Here is a 13825-nt window from a genome sequence, read left to right as displayed (position 1 = left end):
ACCCCCACCAGCGCCGCGTGTGGGTCATCGCTTCAGCGACCCGCCAGGGGTGCGCAGCGTTGGCGCAGGGCCGTCAGTAGCCGGGGCACCGCGTCCGGCTGGCCCTGGAGGGCGAAGGCCTCCTGCTCCGCTGCCTTGTTGCCGTGATACGCGGTGGTGAGGATCCCACCGATCTGCTGGCGCACCACCGGCGCCAGGGGAAGCTTCCATCCGAGGGGAGCCACCACACCGCTGGGGCAACTCTGCACAGCGTGGACCGCCTCGTGGAGGAAGGTCTGGCGGGCGATGCCGAGCTCAAAGGTGATCGGTGCCACCCAGATCCGCCGCAGGCGAGCTTCGTAGAGCCCGTAGACCCCTCGCACGGGAGGGACCGCCAGCTTCACTATGAATCCGTGCTGGGCCAGCCCCCGCACCAGGGGCTGCAGATCCGCCGGCAGGGCGCTGAGGGGCAGCGGGGCCAGGGGGGAGCCGGCCACCAGGACGAAGACGCCGGCCAGGGGATGGGTCATGGGCCCCAGCATCGCCGCGCAGGTTCGCGCCCGCCAGAGGGCGTGGGTCCACCAACAAAAAAACCCCAGCCTGGGCTGGGGGTTCGGGGTGGAGGTCCCAAGAAGGAACCCGGAAATTGGTGGCGGGGAGGAGATTTGAACTCCTGACCTTCGGGTTATGAGCCCGACGAGCTACCAGACTGCTCTACCCCGCGTCGCACCAACAGATCGTATCAGCCGATGCGCCCGCCCCCGGATCGGCTGATGGGGGCAGGGCCCCTCAGGGGCGGGCACCGTCGAAACGGAGCTCGCCGATCACCTCCAGGCGCAGGTGGTCGGCGGGGGCGAGGTAGCGCTGGCGCAGCTCCACCAGGGTGGTGGGGGTAAGCCACTCGAGCTGTTCGAGCAGGTGCAGGGCCACCGCCTGCTTGGCCCGACGGGCGCCGTCGTCGACCTTGATGGCCACCCCCATGCCTTCGCCCACCCGGCTCAGGCACTGGATGCCCTCCGCCCCTCCTTTGCTGAGCACCTGGCCGTGGCCCAGGCGCATCACTTCGGTGTCGAACTCCCCTTCGCCGGCGATCAGTTCGGGGTGGGCCAGCATCGCCCGGCTGAGCCGCTCCAGGTCGGCCTGCTCCCCGCCACCGAGATGGGCAAACAACAGGGCCATCTGGGCCAGCTGCAATTGCAGGGTCGGGGCGCCGCAGTCGTCCCGGGCGCTGATCAGCTCCGCGCCCGGCAGCCCCAGCAGTTCCCCGACCCGCTTGATCACCGCCTGCTGCAGGGGATGGTCGCTCTGCAGATAGCTCTCAAGGGGCCAGTGCATCTGCCGGCAAGCGGCCAGGAAGGCCGCGTGCTTGCCGGAGCAGTTGTGCTGCAGCGGGCTGCTGCCCCCGGCGGGGGTCGGGCACTGGAGATCCTCGGTGTCGAGCTCGGCCCCCCAGAGCAGCTTGAACGCCTCCCGGGCTTGCTGGGCGGTGCCGGCATGGGAAGCGCAGGCGATCGCCAGGCCCCGCTCGCCGGCCCCCATCCGATCAGCGGCACCGCTGCCCACGAAGACGGTGGCCTGGAAGGGCTTGAGGGCCGAGCGCACGAAGCTCAGCTGCTGGGGGTCGCCGGCGCGCATCAGCACCCGGCCCCGCTGGTCGCAGACCACGGCATGCACCCGGTGCCGCGATTCGACGATGCCGTTGCGCAGCAGGCGAACCTCCAGGGGGGGAATGCCGGGGCGGCCCGGGCCGGCGAAGCTGGAGGACAGGGTCATGGCGTTGCGAGAAAGTCCGTGGAAGCCGACCTCAGAGAGCCTGGCAGAGCCCCGTCCCGACCAGCATCAGGGCGATGGCCACGGCGATGGCCTGACGCAGGCGGGCCAGCACCGGCTGCACCTGGTGGCGGGCCACCAGCAGATCCTGCTGGCGCCAGGTGATCGGCTTTTCCCACACCTGGCCGTCGTACCAGCCCGACTCCTCGTACTCCACCCGCTCGGATACCAGCCGCCTCTGCACGTAGGTCCAGCCGAGCCATTGGCGCAGCAGCAGGAACAGCGGCAACAGAACGGCGGCGGCCCCAGCGGCGATCACCAGCCGGGGTGGATCGTGGCGCAGGGGGATGCTGCCCCCCGCCACCAGCAGTGCCAGGGGGAGGGACAGCAACCAGGTGAGTCCGAGGGGGCGCCAGAGTCCGGTGGGGCCAGCGGCGGGCCAGCGAAAGAACCAGGAGCGGCTCAGCTGGTCGTATTCCTGCAGGGGGCGCTGGGCCGGGGGCACCGGACAGGGAGCGTCCTGGCTGGGCAGGCTGGGAATGCCGGCGGCCATCTGCCCTTCCCTCAGCCGCCGACCTGGCTGCCGCCGCTCACCTCGATCGGTGTGCCGACGAAGCGCTCCTGTTCACCGTGGCCCCAGAAGGCTTCAAGGTCGTAGTAGCTGCGTTCCTGGGGGGTCAGCACATGAACAATCAGTTCGCCGTAGTCGAGCAGCACCCAGCGGCCTTCGCTCTGGCCTTCACGCCGCAGCGGCAGGCGGGCCGCATCGGTTTCGAGCCGGTCTTCCACCGAGCGGGCGATGGCGCGCACCTGCACGTCGCTGAGGCCGCTGCAGATCACGAAGAAGTCGGCCAGGGACGACACTTCATCCACCCGGATCAGGCGGATGTCGACGGCCTTGCGGTCGTCGCAGGCCTCGGCGGCGAGCAGGGCTAAGTCGCGACTATCCATAGACGTTCTCACTGGTGACCGACTGGCGGGAGCCCTGTTGCTGGGCCATTTCGGCACGGGCCTTGCCGGCACTCTTGCGCAGGGCCTCGAGGCGGTCTTCGTAGAAGGTGCGGCGCCGCTTCTTGCGGGTCTGCTCGACCAGTTCCTTGAGGGCTCCCCCGAGGCTCTTGTAGGCATTGGACAGGCTGTAGCCGAAGCGGCAGGCCAGGTCGATGGCCCGCTCGTCGGCCAGGATCGCGTCCTGAAGACGCTTTTCCGAATTGTTCTTGAGGTACAGGCGGTAGCCGGCGAAGCCCGACAGGCCGAGGGCCATCACCAGCAGCAGTCCGTCCTGCACCCAGAGTTCGCCGATGGCGCCGCCCAGACCGATGGCCAGCGCCGCCATCTCCCAGCCATCCCGGGGGATCGCGTCGTTCTGGATGCGGCCCACCTCGTGCCAGAAGAGCAGGTTGCGGTGGTCGAGGGCCAGACCATCCCATTTCTCGAGATCCACCTGGATCTCCACTTCGTCACGGCCGATCTCTTCGATCGTCACCAGGGGCGGATCCACGGAGGCTGCCGCTTCCACGAACACCCAGCTCTGCATCTCAGGGGGCAGCAACCCCTTCAGGCGCTGGAGTTCGCTCATCGGCGGCGTCTCGGGCAGTAGGTATCCACTCAGATTAGCGATTGCCTGCGGTGCCAGAGGGCCGCACAGGCCGGTCGGGACGGCGACCGTGAGAGGCTGGGCGGGTTTGCCCGACCACGCCCTATGCCCCGCCGCACGGATCTGAGGCGCATCCTGCTGCTGGGGTCGGGACCGATCGTGATCGGCCAGGCCTGCGAGTTCGACTATTCCGGCACCCAGGCCTGCAAGGCCCTGCGGGCCGAGGGCTACGAGGTGGTGCTGGTGAATTCCAACCCGGCCTCGATCATGACCGACCCGGACCTGGCGGATCGCACCTACATCGAGCCCCTGACCCCCGAGGTGGTGGCCCGGGTGATCGAGGTGGAACGCCCCGATGCCCTGCTGCCCACCATGGGGGGCCAGACCGCCCTCAACCTGGCGGTCGCGCTGGCCGAGAACGGCACCCTGGCCTCCTACGGCGTCGAACTGATCGGCGCCGACCTGGCGGCGATCCGCAAGGCGGAAGACCGTTTGCTGTTCAAGGAAGCGATGGCCCGCATCGGCGTGGCCGTCTGCCCGTCGGGGATCGCCAACGACCTCGAGGAGGCCATCCGCGTCGGCGAGGCCATCGGCACCTATCCGCGCATCATCCGGCCCGCCTTCACCCTGGGGGGATCCGGCGGCGGCATCGCCTACAACCCCGAGGAATTCCAGGCCTTCTGCAAGAGCGGCCTGGAGGCCAGCCCCGTCTCCCAGATCCTGATCGAGAAATCCCTGCTCGGCTGGAAGGAGTTCGAGCTCGAGGTGATGCGTGACACCGCCGACAACGTGGTGATCGTCTGCTCGATCGAGAACCTCGACCCGATGGGGGTCCACACGGGCGATTCGATCACCGTTGCCCCGGCCCAGACCCTCACCGACCGGGAGTACCAGCGCCTCCGCGACCAGTCGATCGCCATCATCCGCGAGATCGGCGTGGACACCGGCGGCAGCAACATCCAGTTCGCCATCAATCCCGCCAACGGCGACGTGGTGGTGATCGAGATGAACCCCCGCGTCAGCCGCAGCTCGGCCCTGGCCAGCAAGGCCACCGGCTTCCCGATCGCCAAGATCGCCGCCCGCCTGGCGGTGGGCTACACCCTCGACGAGATCGTCAACGACATCACCGGAGCCACCCCGGCCTGCTTCGAGCCGACGATCGATTACGTCGTCACCAAGATCCCCCGCTTCGCCTTCGAGAAGTTCCGCGGCTCGCCGGCGGTGCTCACCACCTCGATGAAGTCGGTGGGGGAAGCGATGGCCATCGGCCGCAGCTTCGAGGAGTCCTTCCAGAAGGCGCTGCGTTCCCTGGAAACGGGCCATGCCGGCTGGGGCTGCGACCGCCCCGACCATCCCCTGGATCCGGCTGACCTGGAGCGCCAGCTGCGCATCCCCTCCCCCGACCGGATCCATGCGGTGCGCGCCGCCATGGTGGCTGGCCGCAGCGACGACGAGATCCACCGGCTCAGCGCCATCGATCCCTGGTTCCTGGCCAAGCTGCGCCGGATCCTGACGGTCGAAACCACCCTGCTGCGGGGGCGTTCCCTCGACGCCATCGGGGCCGGGGACTTCCTGGAGCTCAAGCAGAGTGGCTTCTCCGACCGGCAGATCGCCTGGGCCACCGGCAGTGACGAACTCACCGTGCGCCGCCGGCGCCAGGCCCTGGGGGTGCGGGCTGTGTTCAAGACGGTTGATACCTGCGCCGCCGAGTTCGCCTCCTCCACGCCCTACCACTACGCCACCTATGAGCGGCCGCTGGAGCGGCTTGAGGCCGACGGTTCCCTCACCGTGCTCGCCCCTGAGGACGAGGTGACCCCCGAGACCCGCCGCAAGGTGATGATCCTGGGCGGTGGCCCCAACCGCATCGGCCAGGGCATCGAGTTCGACTACTGCTGCTGCCACGCCTCCTTCGCCCTGCGGGGGGCCGGGTTCGCCACGGTGATGGTGAACAGCAACCCGGAGACGGTCTCCACCGACTACGACACCAGCGACCGCCTCTACTTCGAGCCCCTCACCCTGGAGGACGTGCTCAACGTCATCGAGGCGGAAAAGCCGGAGGGGGTGATCGTCCAGTTCGGCGGCCAGACGCCCCTCAAACTGGCGATTCCCTTGCTGCGCTGGCTGGCGAGCGAGGAGGGCCGCGCCACCGGCACCCGGCTCTGGGGCACCTCGCCCGAATCGATCGACCGGGCCGAGGACCGGGAACAGTTCGAGGCGATCCTGCGCCGCCTGGAGATCCGCCAGCCCCGCAACGGCCTGGCCCGCACCGATGGTGAGGCCCGGGCGGTGGCGGCGGCCGTGGGGTATCCCGTCGTGGTGCGTCCCAGCTATGTGCTGGGGGGGCGGGCCATGGAGGTGGTCTTCGATGAGGAGGAGCTCAACCGCTACATGGTGGAGGCGGTGCAGGTGGAGCCCGACCACCCGGTGCTGATCGACCAGTACCTGGAGAACGCCATCGAGGTGGATGTCGATGCCCTCTGCGATCGGGAGGGGACGGTGGTGATCGGCGGCCTGATGGAGCACATCGAGCCGGCCGGGATCCACTCGGGCGATTCCGCCTGCGCCCTGCCGTCGGTGTCCCTGGGGCCCGAGGCCCTGGCCACGATCCGTCGCTGGAGCTCGGACCTGGCCCTGGCCCTGGAGGTGCGCGGCCTGATCAACCTGCAGTTTGCGGTGCAGAACGATGGCGCCGGCAACGAAACGGTGTTCATCATCGAAGCCAACCCACGGGCCTCGCGCACCGTCCCCTTCGTGGCCAAGGCCACCGGCGTGCCCCTGGCCAAGATCGCCAGCCAGCTGATGGCCGGCCGCACCCTGGCGGAGCTGGGACTGCTGGCCGAGCCCCAGCCGCCCCGCCAGACCGTGAAAGAGGCGGTGCTGCCCTTCAAGCGCTTCCCCGGCGCCGACACCCTGCTGGGCCCGGAGATGCGCTCCACCGGCGAGGTGATGGGGATCGCCGCCAGCTTCGGCCTGGCCTACGCCAAGGCCGAACTGGCCGCCGGTGAACCCCTGCCCACCGCCGGCACCGTGTTCCTTTCCACCCACGACCGCGACAAGCCCGCCCTGGTGCCGGTGGCCCGGAATCTGCTGGCGGCGGGCTTCGCCCTCACCGCCACCGCCGGCACTGCGGCGATGCTGGCCCAAGCGGGACTGGCGGTGGAGCCCGTGCTCAAGGTGCATGAGGGCCGCCCCAACATCGAGGACGCGATCCGCTCCGGCCTGGTGCAGCTGGTCGTGAACACGCCGGTGGGGCGCCAGGCCGCCCACGACGACCGCTACCTGCGCCTGGCGGCCCTCGACTACGCGGTGCCGACGGTCACGACGATGGCGGCGGCCAGGGCCGCGGTGGAGGCCATCGCGGCCCTGCAGCAGCAGCAGCAGGTGGAGGTGGCCGCCCTGCAGGACATCCACCCACCCTGGGTAGGGTGATCGTCCGATCGTCCCTTGCTCCTGTGACCAGCACCCTGGCCGCCCAGCCCGTCGCCCCCGGCACCGACCTGCGCGAGGTCTTCCGCGCCGCCTATGAAAACCGCTACACCTGGGAGCCGGGTTTCGGCGGCTATGGCGGCCGCTGCGTCTGGGAGCAGGACGACCGCTGCCTCGAAGGCACCTTCCAGGTTGGCGCCGACCTCAAGGCGACGGTGGAGGGGCTCAGCGATGAAGAGGTGCACAAGGCCGTCGCCTCCCAGCTGTGGGAAGTGGCGATCCACCGGGTGCGCCGCCCTTTTGAGCAGACCCACGGCGCCAACACCTTCACCGCCGGTGACACCGATGCGGTGGGCACCGAGGTGATCATGGGCGGCAAGGCCGAAGGCGACCGCTACCGCATCAAGGACAACGTGGTGACGATGGTGCACCGCCATATCCACGGCACGGTGGTGACGATCTTCACCGAAAGCACCACCGATACCGGCAGCGGCTACCTGAGCCACAGCTACACCAGCCGCTACAGCGACCCTGCCACCGGTGAGGCCCGCGGCGGCACCAGCCGCTTCACCGACACCTTCGTGCCCCTCTCTGGCGTGGGCCCCTGGGTGCTGAGCGAGCGGGTGGTGGAGACGGACGCCCACGGCGACACGCCGGCCGGCCGCCAGGTGTTCCGGTTCGAGGATCTCGCCCCCCTGGCTTAGGTGTGGGGCTCAGGGCAGTGGGGTGATCGTTTTCAGCTTGTCGTTGAGCTGGCTGGCCATCGCCTGGCGGCCCACGGCCAGCACCTTGAGGGTGTCTTCATGCATGCGCAGCTGGGCATCAGCCACCTGCATCCCCCGCACCAGCTCCTTGACATCGTCGGGGAGGCCGTTGAGGTCGTAGCGCAGGCCCTCGAAGGTCAGCACGGGCGGTTGCTGGCTGGGAGTTTCCAACGGGGGAGGAGCGATTGGACGTGAGCCTAGGTGGCGGACTCAGGCCTCCAAGCGGATGAACTGGCGTTCGCACAGCTCCCGGTAGCGGCCGCCGCTGGCCATGAGTTCATCGTGGCTGCCCTGCTGGACGATGCGGCCGCCGTCGAGCACCACGATCAGGTCGGCCTCCTGCACGGTGGCCAGCCGGTGGGCGATCACCAGCACGGTGCGACCGGCCATGGCCTGCTGCAGGCCCTGCTGCACCGCCTCTTCGGCCTCCGCATCCAGGGCGCTGGTGGCCTCGTCGAGGAGCATCACCGCCGGGTTGCCCAGCACGGCCCGGGCGATCGCCAGCCGCTGCAGCTGGCCACCGGAGAAGTTGCTGCCCCGTTCCTCGAGGCGGCTGTCGTAGCCGCCAGGGAGGCTTTCGATGAAATCAGCCGCATTGGCCAGCCTGGCGGCCTGGCGGATCTGTTCGCTGCTGGCGGGGCGCCCGAAGGCGATCGCTTCGGCCACCGTGCCCGAAAAGACGCTGCTCTGCTGGGGCACCAGGGCCACGGCGCGGCGCAGGTCCCGGGCCCGCAGGTCGGCCAGGTTCTGGCCATCGAGCAGCACCCGGCCGCTCTGGGCGGTGTTGAAGCGGAGCAGCAGCGAAAACAGGGTGCTCTTGCCGGCACCGGAGGGACCCACCAGGGCCACCACCTGGCCCGGAAGGATGTGGAGATCAAGCTGGCGCAGCACCGGGCTGGCGCCCCCGTAGCCAAAGCTCACCCCGTCCAGCCGCAGCTCCCCGGAGACGGTCCCCAGGGGCCTGGCGTCGGCGTGGTCGGGCGGTTCCACCGGCTCGTTTTCGATCGCCCGCAGCCGCTTCAGCGAGGCCTGGCCCTGCTGGAACTCGTTGAAGTTGGTGGTGAGGTGGGAGATCGGATCGATCAGCATCAGCAGGGCGGCGACGTAGCTGCTGAACCCCTGGCTGTCGAGGCCGCCGGCCTTGATCCGCGCCGCGCCGATCAGCAGCACCGAGAGGATGCCCGCTGCTTCGATGAAACCCACCACCGGGTGCTGCAGGGCCAGCAGTTCCAGGGTGCGGTAACGGGCGCGGCGGTGCAGGTCGATCTCGGTGTCGAACCGCTGCTGCAGCCAGGGTTCCGCGGCGAAGGCCCGCACCAGGGGCAGGCCGCCGATCGCTTCACCCAGCAGGGCCGCCAGATCGCTGACCTGCTTCTGGCTGCGCTCGGCGGCGTTCATCACCCGGGCCCCGAAGGCGCTCACCATCAGCGCCACCAGCGGCGCCAGCAACAGGGTGGCCAGGGCCAGGGGCCAGTCGAGCCAGATCATGTAGCCCAGCACCACCACCAGCTGCAGGGCGCTGGGGGTGGTGTCCTGGATCGTCTTGTAGATCACCTCCCCCACCCGGTCGGCGTCTTCGGTGAGCCGGTAGGTGAGATCGCCGGCGGAGAGTTTCTCGAGGGCGCAGAAGTCGAGCCGCTGCAGGCGGGCGAACAGCTGCCGCCGCAGCTCCTGGCTGACCCGCAGGGCCGGACCCGCCAGCAGGGTGTCCTGCCCGAACTGGGCGATCTTCTGCACCAGGAACACCGCCAGGGCCGCGGCGATGGTCCGCAGCACCTTGGTGAAATCGCCGGCGCCGATGGCCGGGATCAGCTGGCCCGCCAGCCAGGCCAGCAGGGGCCAGCAGCCCACGAACACGAGCATGCACAACCCCCCGAGCAGCAGGGGTCGCCGATGGGGCTTCAGCAGCGGCCAGAGCCTGCGGAAGCCGGCCGGCGAGGGTGCAAGCATCGACGAACCCTATCAGCGCTCTCCGGGCGTCCCCTGACGGTGAAGCTGGATCAGTTCCTCAAATGGCAGGGCCTCGTCGGCACCGGCGGCGAGGCCAAGCAACGCATCCAGCGTGGCGATGTGACCGTGAACGGCACGATCGAGACCCGGCGCGGCCGCCAGCTGGCCCCTGGCGACGCGGTGGCCATCGACGGCCATGAGGTGCTGATGCTCTCCAGGCGGCTGGGCCCTGGGGGCGATGGCGGCATCACGCCTTAACCTCGCTTGAATGTCGCTGCCGGGAGACCACGTGCGCAAGGCCGTCATCGCAGGCAACTGGAAGATGCACATGACCTGCGCCCAGGCGCGGGCGTTTGCGGCCAGCTTCCGGCCCCTGATCGCCGATCTGCCCGATGACAGGGAGGTGGTGCTGGCCCCTCCGTTCACGGCCATCCCCACCCTTTGCCGTCACCTGGCCGGGGCCGGCGTCGCCATTGCCGGCCAGAACGTCCACTGGGAGGAGAGCGGCGCCTACACCGGCATGATCTCCGCCCCGATGCTGCTGGAGCATGGCGTCACCCACGCGATCGTGGGCCACAGCGAGCCGCGCAAGTACTTCAGCGAAACCGACGAGCAGATCAACCTGCGGGCCCGCACGGCCCAGAAGACGGGTCTGATCCCGATCCTGTGCGTGGGCGAGAGCGACGACCAGCGCGAAGCCCGTGAAACCGAGCGGGTAATCCACCGCCAGGTGGAGCAGGGCCTGGAGGGTGTCGACCCCCTGCGCCTGATCGTGGCCTATGAGCCCATCTGGGCGATCGGCACCGGCAAGACCTGCGCCGCCGAGGAGGCCAACCGCATCTGCGGCCTGATCCGCGGCTGGGTGGGCCATCCTGAGGTGGTGGTGCAGTACGGCGGTTCGGTCAACCCCGCCACCATCGACATGCTGATGGCCCAGAGCGACATCGATGGCGTGCTGGTGGGTGGCGCCTCCCTTGATCCGGTCAGCTTCGCCCGCATCGCCAACTACCAGGTGCCGGTGCCGGCCTGACCGCCGTGGGCGTCGCCCCGCCTGCCGCCACACCGCCCGGTTTCCGCTGGGGGGATCGCACCCTGGTGATGGGGGTCCTCAACCTCACCCCCGATTCCTTCAGTGACGGCGGCCGTCACGAGGCCCCCGAAGCGGCCCTGCGCCAGGCCCGCCTGCTGCATCGCCAGGGGGCCGACCTGCTCGACCTGGGGGGGCAGAGCACCCGTCCCGGGGCGAGCGAGATCGATGCCAAGGCCGAGATCGCCCGGGTGCTTCCCGCCCTGGCGCTGATCCTGGCGTCCCTGCCGCCCCCGGAAGCCGGCGGCCCCCTGCTGTCGATCGACACCTTCCGCGCCCCGGTGGCCGAAGCCGCCCTGGCCGCCGGTGCCCACTGGATCAATGACGTCAGCGCCGGCCGGCGCGATCCCGACCTGCTGGCGGTGGTGGCGGCCGCGGACTGCCCCTGCGTGTTGATGCACAGCCGTGGTGACAGCCGCACCATGGACGCCCTGGCCCGCTATGGCGACGTGGTCGCCGAGGTGCGCGAAGAGTTGTTGCGCGCCACCGACCGGGCCCTGGCGGCGGGGGTGCGTCCGGAGCGGATCCTCTGGGATCCGGGGCTGGGTTTCGCCAAGACCACCGTCCACAACCTCAGCCTGCTGCGGGGGCTGGCCTTGTTGCGGGCCGAGGGGTTTCCCCTGCTGGTGGGACCTTCCCGCAAGCGGTTCATCGGCGAGGTGCTGGCCGAGCCCCGCCCCCGGGCCCGCCTGTGGGGCACCGCGGCGGTCTGCGGCCAGGCCATCGCCGCCGGTGCCGATGTGCTGCGGGTGCACGATGTCGGCCCGATCGTGCAGACGGCCCGCATGGCCGATGCCCTCTGCCGCCCCTGATCCCGGCCGACGGATCAGTCCGGCAGGTCCTCCTGCCGTCCCGTCAGCAGGGTCTGCACCATCAGCCGCAGGGTCGTCCGGTTGCCGCCGGCGGCCCGCCAGCTTTCCAGCCACTGGAGCAGGGGCGAGGTCGTCTCCGCCCCATCGCCCTGACCGATGCCCAGCCGTTCCAGGAAGGCGCTGGCATCGTCGAGGCAGGAGCCCCCTTCGCCGAAACCATCCAGCAGCGGATCAAGCGCGGCCAGCAACGTCTCCAGTTCGGCGGTGCTCAGCTCCGGCAGAGGCTCGATCATCGAAGCAGGCTGGGGCGGCGTTGCCGTTCATCGCCCCCAGCATGACGCCTGGACGGCGTTTCCCTGCTGGCCCGCGGCGGCCGCCCGCCGCCGGCGCCCCTAGGCTGGACTCAGCACAGCGCCGCAGCTGCTTCCACCGTGCTGAAACTCTGCCTGCAGCTGCTCGTCTGCGTCACCATCGCCCTGCGTTGCATGGTGATCTTCGGCCACCTGCGCAAGCTCTGGATGGCCGACGGACTGGCCGCTGAGTTCCGGCGTGAACTGCGCCGGCGCGGCCTGCTGATGACCCCTCCCGCCCTTCCCCGCGACGCGCGCGCCCTGCCCCACCGCGCCGATCCGTGAGCCCGATCAGCGCCGCCTGGAGGGGGCGCCCGCCAGGTGGTGCACGGCGTGGATCACGACGCCCCAGAGGTCTGCGCCATCACCACCGCTGCCTTCGTCGCTGATGAGCACCAGGGGCGGGCTGGTGCCGTCGCTGGCCACCAGCCACAGGCCGGTGCCGCGGCGGGCCAGGCGCCGCAGCAGGAAGGCGCCGGCATGCACCGCCACCACCACCATGCCGGGACGGGGATCGACGCTGCGGTCGATCACCAGCAGGTCGCCGTCGACGATGCCGTCCCCCCGCATGGCATCGCCGCTGACGCGCATGAAGAAGGTGGACAGCGGGCGGGGGATCAGTTCCACGTTGAGATCGATGCGGGCCTCCACGTAGTCGTCGGCGGGGCTGGGGAAGCCGGCGCTGACGGCTTCGGTGGCCAAACGACAGAGCAGCGCCGCGGCTCCCTGCCGTGGGGGCAGCGGCACCTGGGGAGGGAGGGACAGCATCAGGTCGTGGCAGTACAGGTGTTCTACTCCGGTCGGCCCCTGCCGCGGGATCATCGGCGGCGACCCCCTGCCGTCAGGTCATGGATTCCAGTCCGGAGGCGTTGATCGCCCGCTTCGCTCTGCAGCCCCACCCGGAGGGGGGCTGGTACCGGGAGCTGCACCGCTCCGCCGGCCAGGTGCAACGCAGCGAGGACGGGCGGCAACGCGCCGGACTCACGGTGATCGTTTTCCTGCTGGCGGAGGGGCAGCTCAGCCGTTGGCATCGGGTCGCGGGGGGCGATGAGGTGTGGCACCACGCCGGCGGTGATCCCCTCGACCTCTGGCGGCTGCCGCCCCAGGGAGGCACGGCCGAACGGCTGGTGCTCGGTCCCCTCGTCGCTGCCGCCACCGGTGAGGCCACCGAGGCTCCGGAGCCGGCCACCCTGCAGGTCGTGCCGGCCGGCTGGTGGCAGGCGGCCCGCAGCCGGGGGCGCTGGAGCCTGTTGCACTGTTGCGTGGGACCGGGTTTTGCCTTCGAGGATTTCCAGCTGATGGCCGATCTCCGGCCGTCTGAGCGGCCGGCCGGCGCCGATCCGGCATTGCTCTAGCCCGTTCCGCCACGATGGAGACATGATGGATTGGGAGAGGGATGGGGTGTCCGACGTGCGGCAGTTGGGCTGTGCGCGCCGACCGCAGCCTGGCGGGTCGCATGGTCTGCGCCCGCTGTGGCGAGCCGCTGGGGATCGGCAGGGCGCGTCGGATCGCCAGCGGCACGCGCCGCCGGGGGCAGGGGCGCGGCCCTGCCCTAGCCCTGCCCCGTCGCTGGGGCCTGTGGCTGATGCTGGGGTCCCTGCTGACGGTGTCGGCGCTGCTGGCCAGCGTTCCGGAGCGCCCCAGCCGGCCGCCGGAGCGCCGTGGCGCCGACCTCACGCAGGGCCCGGTGATCCCGGCCGCTTCGGGGCTGTCGCCATCCGCTGACAGAAGCGATCCCAGCCTGATCCCATCGGCGATCATGGGATGTAACGATTCTTGAAATACCATGGCCAGGATCAACCCGTTCGCGAATCTGGCCGACCTCAGCATGCGCCAGTTGCGCGAGCTGGCCAGGACCCTGGGCATCCAGCGCTACAGCGCCCAGGACAGGGGTGCCCTGGCCGATGCCATTGCCGATCGCTCCGGAGAGGCCGGTGCGACCTTGCCCGAAATCCCGGCGCAGCCGGGACGGACCGTCGCGGACCTGGAGGCGGACATGTCCCCGGCCCCCCGTCCCGCCGCCGAGACCCGCGTCGTCTTCCTGCCCCGTGATCCCCAGTGGGCCTATGTCTTCTGGGACATCTCCGAGG

18 protein-coding genes and 1 tRNA gene are annotated in these 13825 nt (G+C 70.1%); 9 read left to right on the top strand and 10 right to left on the bottom strand.

All coding sequences use genetic code 11. The annotated features are described in order from the left end of the window. Positions 1 to 32 precede the first annotated feature (32 nt). The 6 genes from KUG43_RS13290 to KUG43_RS13265 all read right to left on the bottom strand — a co-directional run bounded on the left by KUG43_RS13290 (position 33) and on the right by KUG43_RS13265 (position 3328). Positions 33 to 509 (bottom strand): hypothetical protein, encoded by a 477-nt coding sequence (locus KUG43_RS13290; RefSeq protein ID WP_216909818.1) that lies wholly within the window; start codon positions 507 to 509, stop codon positions 33 to 35. A gap of 117 nt (positions 510 to 626) precedes the next feature. Next, positions 627 to 703, bottom strand: a tRNA-Met gene (locus KUG43_RS13285). Positions 704 to 768: 65 nt separating this feature from the next. Then, on the bottom strand, positions 769 to 1752 hold the full coding sequence (locus KUG43_RS13280; protein WP_216909817.1) for an asparaginase: 984 nt from the start codon (positions 1750 to 1752) through the stop codon (positions 769 to 771). A gap of 31 nt (positions 1753 to 1783) precedes the next feature. Next, entirely contained in the window at positions 1784 to 2302 is a 519-nt protein-coding gene (locus KUG43_RS13275) for a CGLD27 family protein (protein WP_216909816.1), read from the bottom strand. Positions 2303 to 2313: 11 nt separating this feature from the next. Next, a complete protein-coding gene (rsfS, locus tag KUG43_RS13270; RefSeq protein ID WP_216909815.1) occupies positions 2314 to 2700 on the bottom strand; it encodes a ribosome silencing factor in 387 nt (128 codons plus the stop codon). Next, entirely contained in the window at positions 2693 to 3328 is a 636-nt protein-coding gene (locus KUG43_RS13265; protein ID WP_216909814.1) for a DUF3318 domain-containing protein, read from the bottom strand. Before KUG43_RS13265 ends, rsfS begins: the two co-directional genes overlap by 8 nt. Before the next feature lie 123 nt (positions 3329 to 3451). On the opposite strand from KUG43_RS13265, the gene carB reads away from it, so the two are divergent. Next, positions 3452 to 6775, top strand: a complete 3324-nt coding sequence (gene carB, locus KUG43_RS13260) for a carbamoyl-phosphate synthase large subunit (protein ID WP_216909813.1) — start codon at positions 3452 to 3454, stop codon at positions 6773 to 6775. 23 nt (positions 6776 to 6798) lie between these two features. Next, on the top strand, positions 6799 to 7476 hold the full coding sequence (locus KUG43_RS13255; RefSeq protein WP_216909811.1) for a DUF3386 domain-containing protein: 678 nt from the start codon (positions 6799 to 6801) through the stop codon (positions 7474 to 7476). 9 nt (positions 7477 to 7485) lie between these two features. Here the strand turns inward: KUG43_RS13255 and KUG43_RS13250 are convergent, their stop codons facing one another. Both KUG43_RS13250 and KUG43_RS13245 read right to left on the bottom strand, forming a co-directional pair. Then, on the bottom strand, positions 7486 to 7707 hold the full coding sequence (locus KUG43_RS13250; protein ID WP_216909809.1) for a DUF6447 family protein: 222 nt from the start codon (positions 7705 to 7707) through the stop codon (positions 7486 to 7488). 39 nt (positions 7708 to 7746) lie between these two features. After that, positions 7747 to 9486, bottom strand: a complete 1740-nt coding sequence (locus KUG43_RS13245; protein WP_216909807.1) for an ABC transporter ATP-binding protein — start codon at positions 9484 to 9486, stop codon at positions 7747 to 7749. Positions 9487 to 9525: 39 nt separating this feature from the next. Here KUG43_RS13245 and KUG43_RS13240 point away from each other — a divergent pair, with 39 nt between their 5' ends. The 3 genes from KUG43_RS13240 (at position 9526) to folP (ending at position 11385) form a co-directional block, all read left to right on the top strand. Further along, the gene (locus KUG43_RS13240) at positions 9526 to 9744 is read left to right on the top strand and encodes an RNA-binding S4 domain-containing protein (RefSeq protein WP_216909805.1); all 219 of its coding nucleotides are present in this window, start codon (positions 9526 to 9528) and stop codon (positions 9742 to 9744) included. A gap of 10 nt (positions 9745 to 9754) precedes the next feature. Further along, positions 9755 to 10516: a triose-phosphate isomerase gene (gene tpiA / locus KUG43_RS13235; protein WP_216909803.1), complete on the top strand. Its 762-nt coding sequence runs from the start codon at positions 9755 to 9757 to the stop codon at positions 10514 to 10516. Positions 10517 to 10584: 68 nt separating this feature from the next. After that, positions 10585 to 11385, top strand: a complete 801-nt coding sequence (gene folP, locus KUG43_RS13230) for a dihydropteroate synthase (protein WP_216909868.1) — start codon at positions 10585 to 10587, stop codon at positions 11383 to 11385. Positions 11386 to 11399: 14 nt separating this feature from the next. Here the strand turns inward: folP and KUG43_RS13225 are convergent, their stop codons facing one another. Continuing rightward, the gene (locus tag KUG43_RS13225; protein WP_216909801.1) at positions 11400 to 11678 is read right to left on the bottom strand and encodes a hypothetical protein; all 279 of its coding nucleotides are present in this window, start codon (positions 11676 to 11678) and stop codon (positions 11400 to 11402) included. Positions 11679 to 11816: 138 nt separating this feature from the next. On the opposite strand from KUG43_RS13225, the gene KUG43_RS13220 reads away from it, so the two are divergent. Next, the gene (locus tag KUG43_RS13220) at positions 11817 to 12020 is read left to right on the top strand and encodes a hypothetical protein (protein ID WP_216909799.1); all 204 of its coding nucleotides are present in this window, start codon (positions 11817 to 11819) and stop codon (positions 12018 to 12020) included. 6 nt (positions 12021 to 12026) lie between these two features. Here KUG43_RS13220 and KUG43_RS13215 read toward each other — a convergent pair whose 3' ends face one another. Beyond that, complete coding sequence (locus KUG43_RS13215; protein WP_216909797.1) at positions 12027 to 12503, bottom strand: LexA family protein; 477 nt, start codon at positions 12501 to 12503, stop codon at positions 12027 to 12029. Positions 12504 to 12583: 80 nt separating this feature from the next. Between KUG43_RS13215 and KUG43_RS13210 the strand changes: the two genes are divergently transcribed. The 3 genes from KUG43_RS13210 to KUG43_RS13200 all read left to right on the top strand — a co-directional run. Continuing rightward, complete coding sequence (locus KUG43_RS13210) at positions 12584 to 13090, top strand: cupin domain-containing protein (protein ID WP_216909795.1); 507 nt, start codon at positions 12584 to 12586, stop codon at positions 13088 to 13090. Positions 13091 to 13161: 71 nt separating this feature from the next. After that, a complete protein-coding gene (locus KUG43_RS13205; protein WP_216909792.1) occupies positions 13162 to 13515 on the top strand; it encodes a hypothetical protein in 354 nt (117 codons plus the stop codon). A 6-nt stretch (positions 13516 to 13521) separates the two neighbouring features. Continuing rightward, positions 13522 to 13825 (top strand): DUF4912 domain-containing protein (locus tag KUG43_RS13200; RefSeq protein ID WP_216909790.1); only part of this gene is annotated, 304 nt, incomplete at its 3' end.

The organism is Synechococcus sp. CCY 0621 (assembly GCF_019038465.1).
Classification (GTDB): domain Bacteria; phylum Cyanobacteriota; class Cyanobacteriia; order PCC-6307; family Cyanobiaceae; genus Cyanobium.
Note: the sequence above shows the minus strand (reverse complement) of the source record. Positions and strands in the feature narration are given on the sequence as shown.

Coding starts and splice junctions, on each gene's coding strand:
- tpiA (WP_216909803.1), top strand. CDS start 9,755: ATGTCGCTGCCGGGAGACCACGTGCGCAAGGCCGTCATCGCAGGCAAC.
- KUG43_RS13245 (WP_216909807.1), bottom strand. CDS start 9,486: ATGCTTGCACCCTCGCCGGCCGGCTTCCGCAGGCTCTGGCCGCTGCTG.
- carB (WP_216909813.1), top strand. CDS start 3,452: ATGCCCCGCCGCACGGATCTGAGGCGCATCCTGCTGCTGGGGTCGGGA.
- KUG43_RS13225 (WP_216909801.1), bottom strand. CDS start 11,678: ATGATCGAGCCTCTGCCGGAGCTGAGCACCGCCGAACTGGAGACGTTG.
- KUG43_RS13275 (WP_216909816.1), bottom strand. CDS start 2,302: ATGGCCGCCGGCATTCCCAGCCTGCCCAGCCAGGACGCTCCCTGTCCG.
- KUG43_RS13290 (WP_216909818.1), bottom strand. CDS start 509: ATGACCCATCCCCTGGCCGGCGTCTTCGTCCTGGTGGCCGGCTCCCCC.
- folP (WP_216909868.1), top strand. CDS start 10,585: ATGGGGGTCCTCAACCTCACCCCCGATTCCTTCAGTGACGGCGGCCGT.
- KUG43_RS13265 (WP_216909814.1), bottom strand. CDS start 3,328: ATGAGCGAACTCCAGCGCCTGAAGGGGTTGCTGCCCCCTGAGATGCAG.
- KUG43_RS13215 (WP_216909797.1), bottom strand. CDS start 12,503: ATGCTGTCCCTCCCTCCCCAGGTGCCGCTGCCCCCACGGCAGGGAGCC.
- rsfS (WP_216909815.1), bottom strand. CDS start 2,700: ATGGATAGTCGCGACTTAGCCCTGCTCGCCGCCGAGGCCTGCGACGAC.
- KUG43_RS13280 (WP_216909817.1), bottom strand. CDS start 1,752: ATGACCCTGTCCTCCAGCTTCGCCGGCCCGGGCCGCCCCGGCATTCCC.
- KUG43_RS13210 (WP_216909795.1), top strand. CDS start 12,584: ATGGATTCCAGTCCGGAGGCGTTGATCGCCCGCTTCGCTCTGCAGCCC.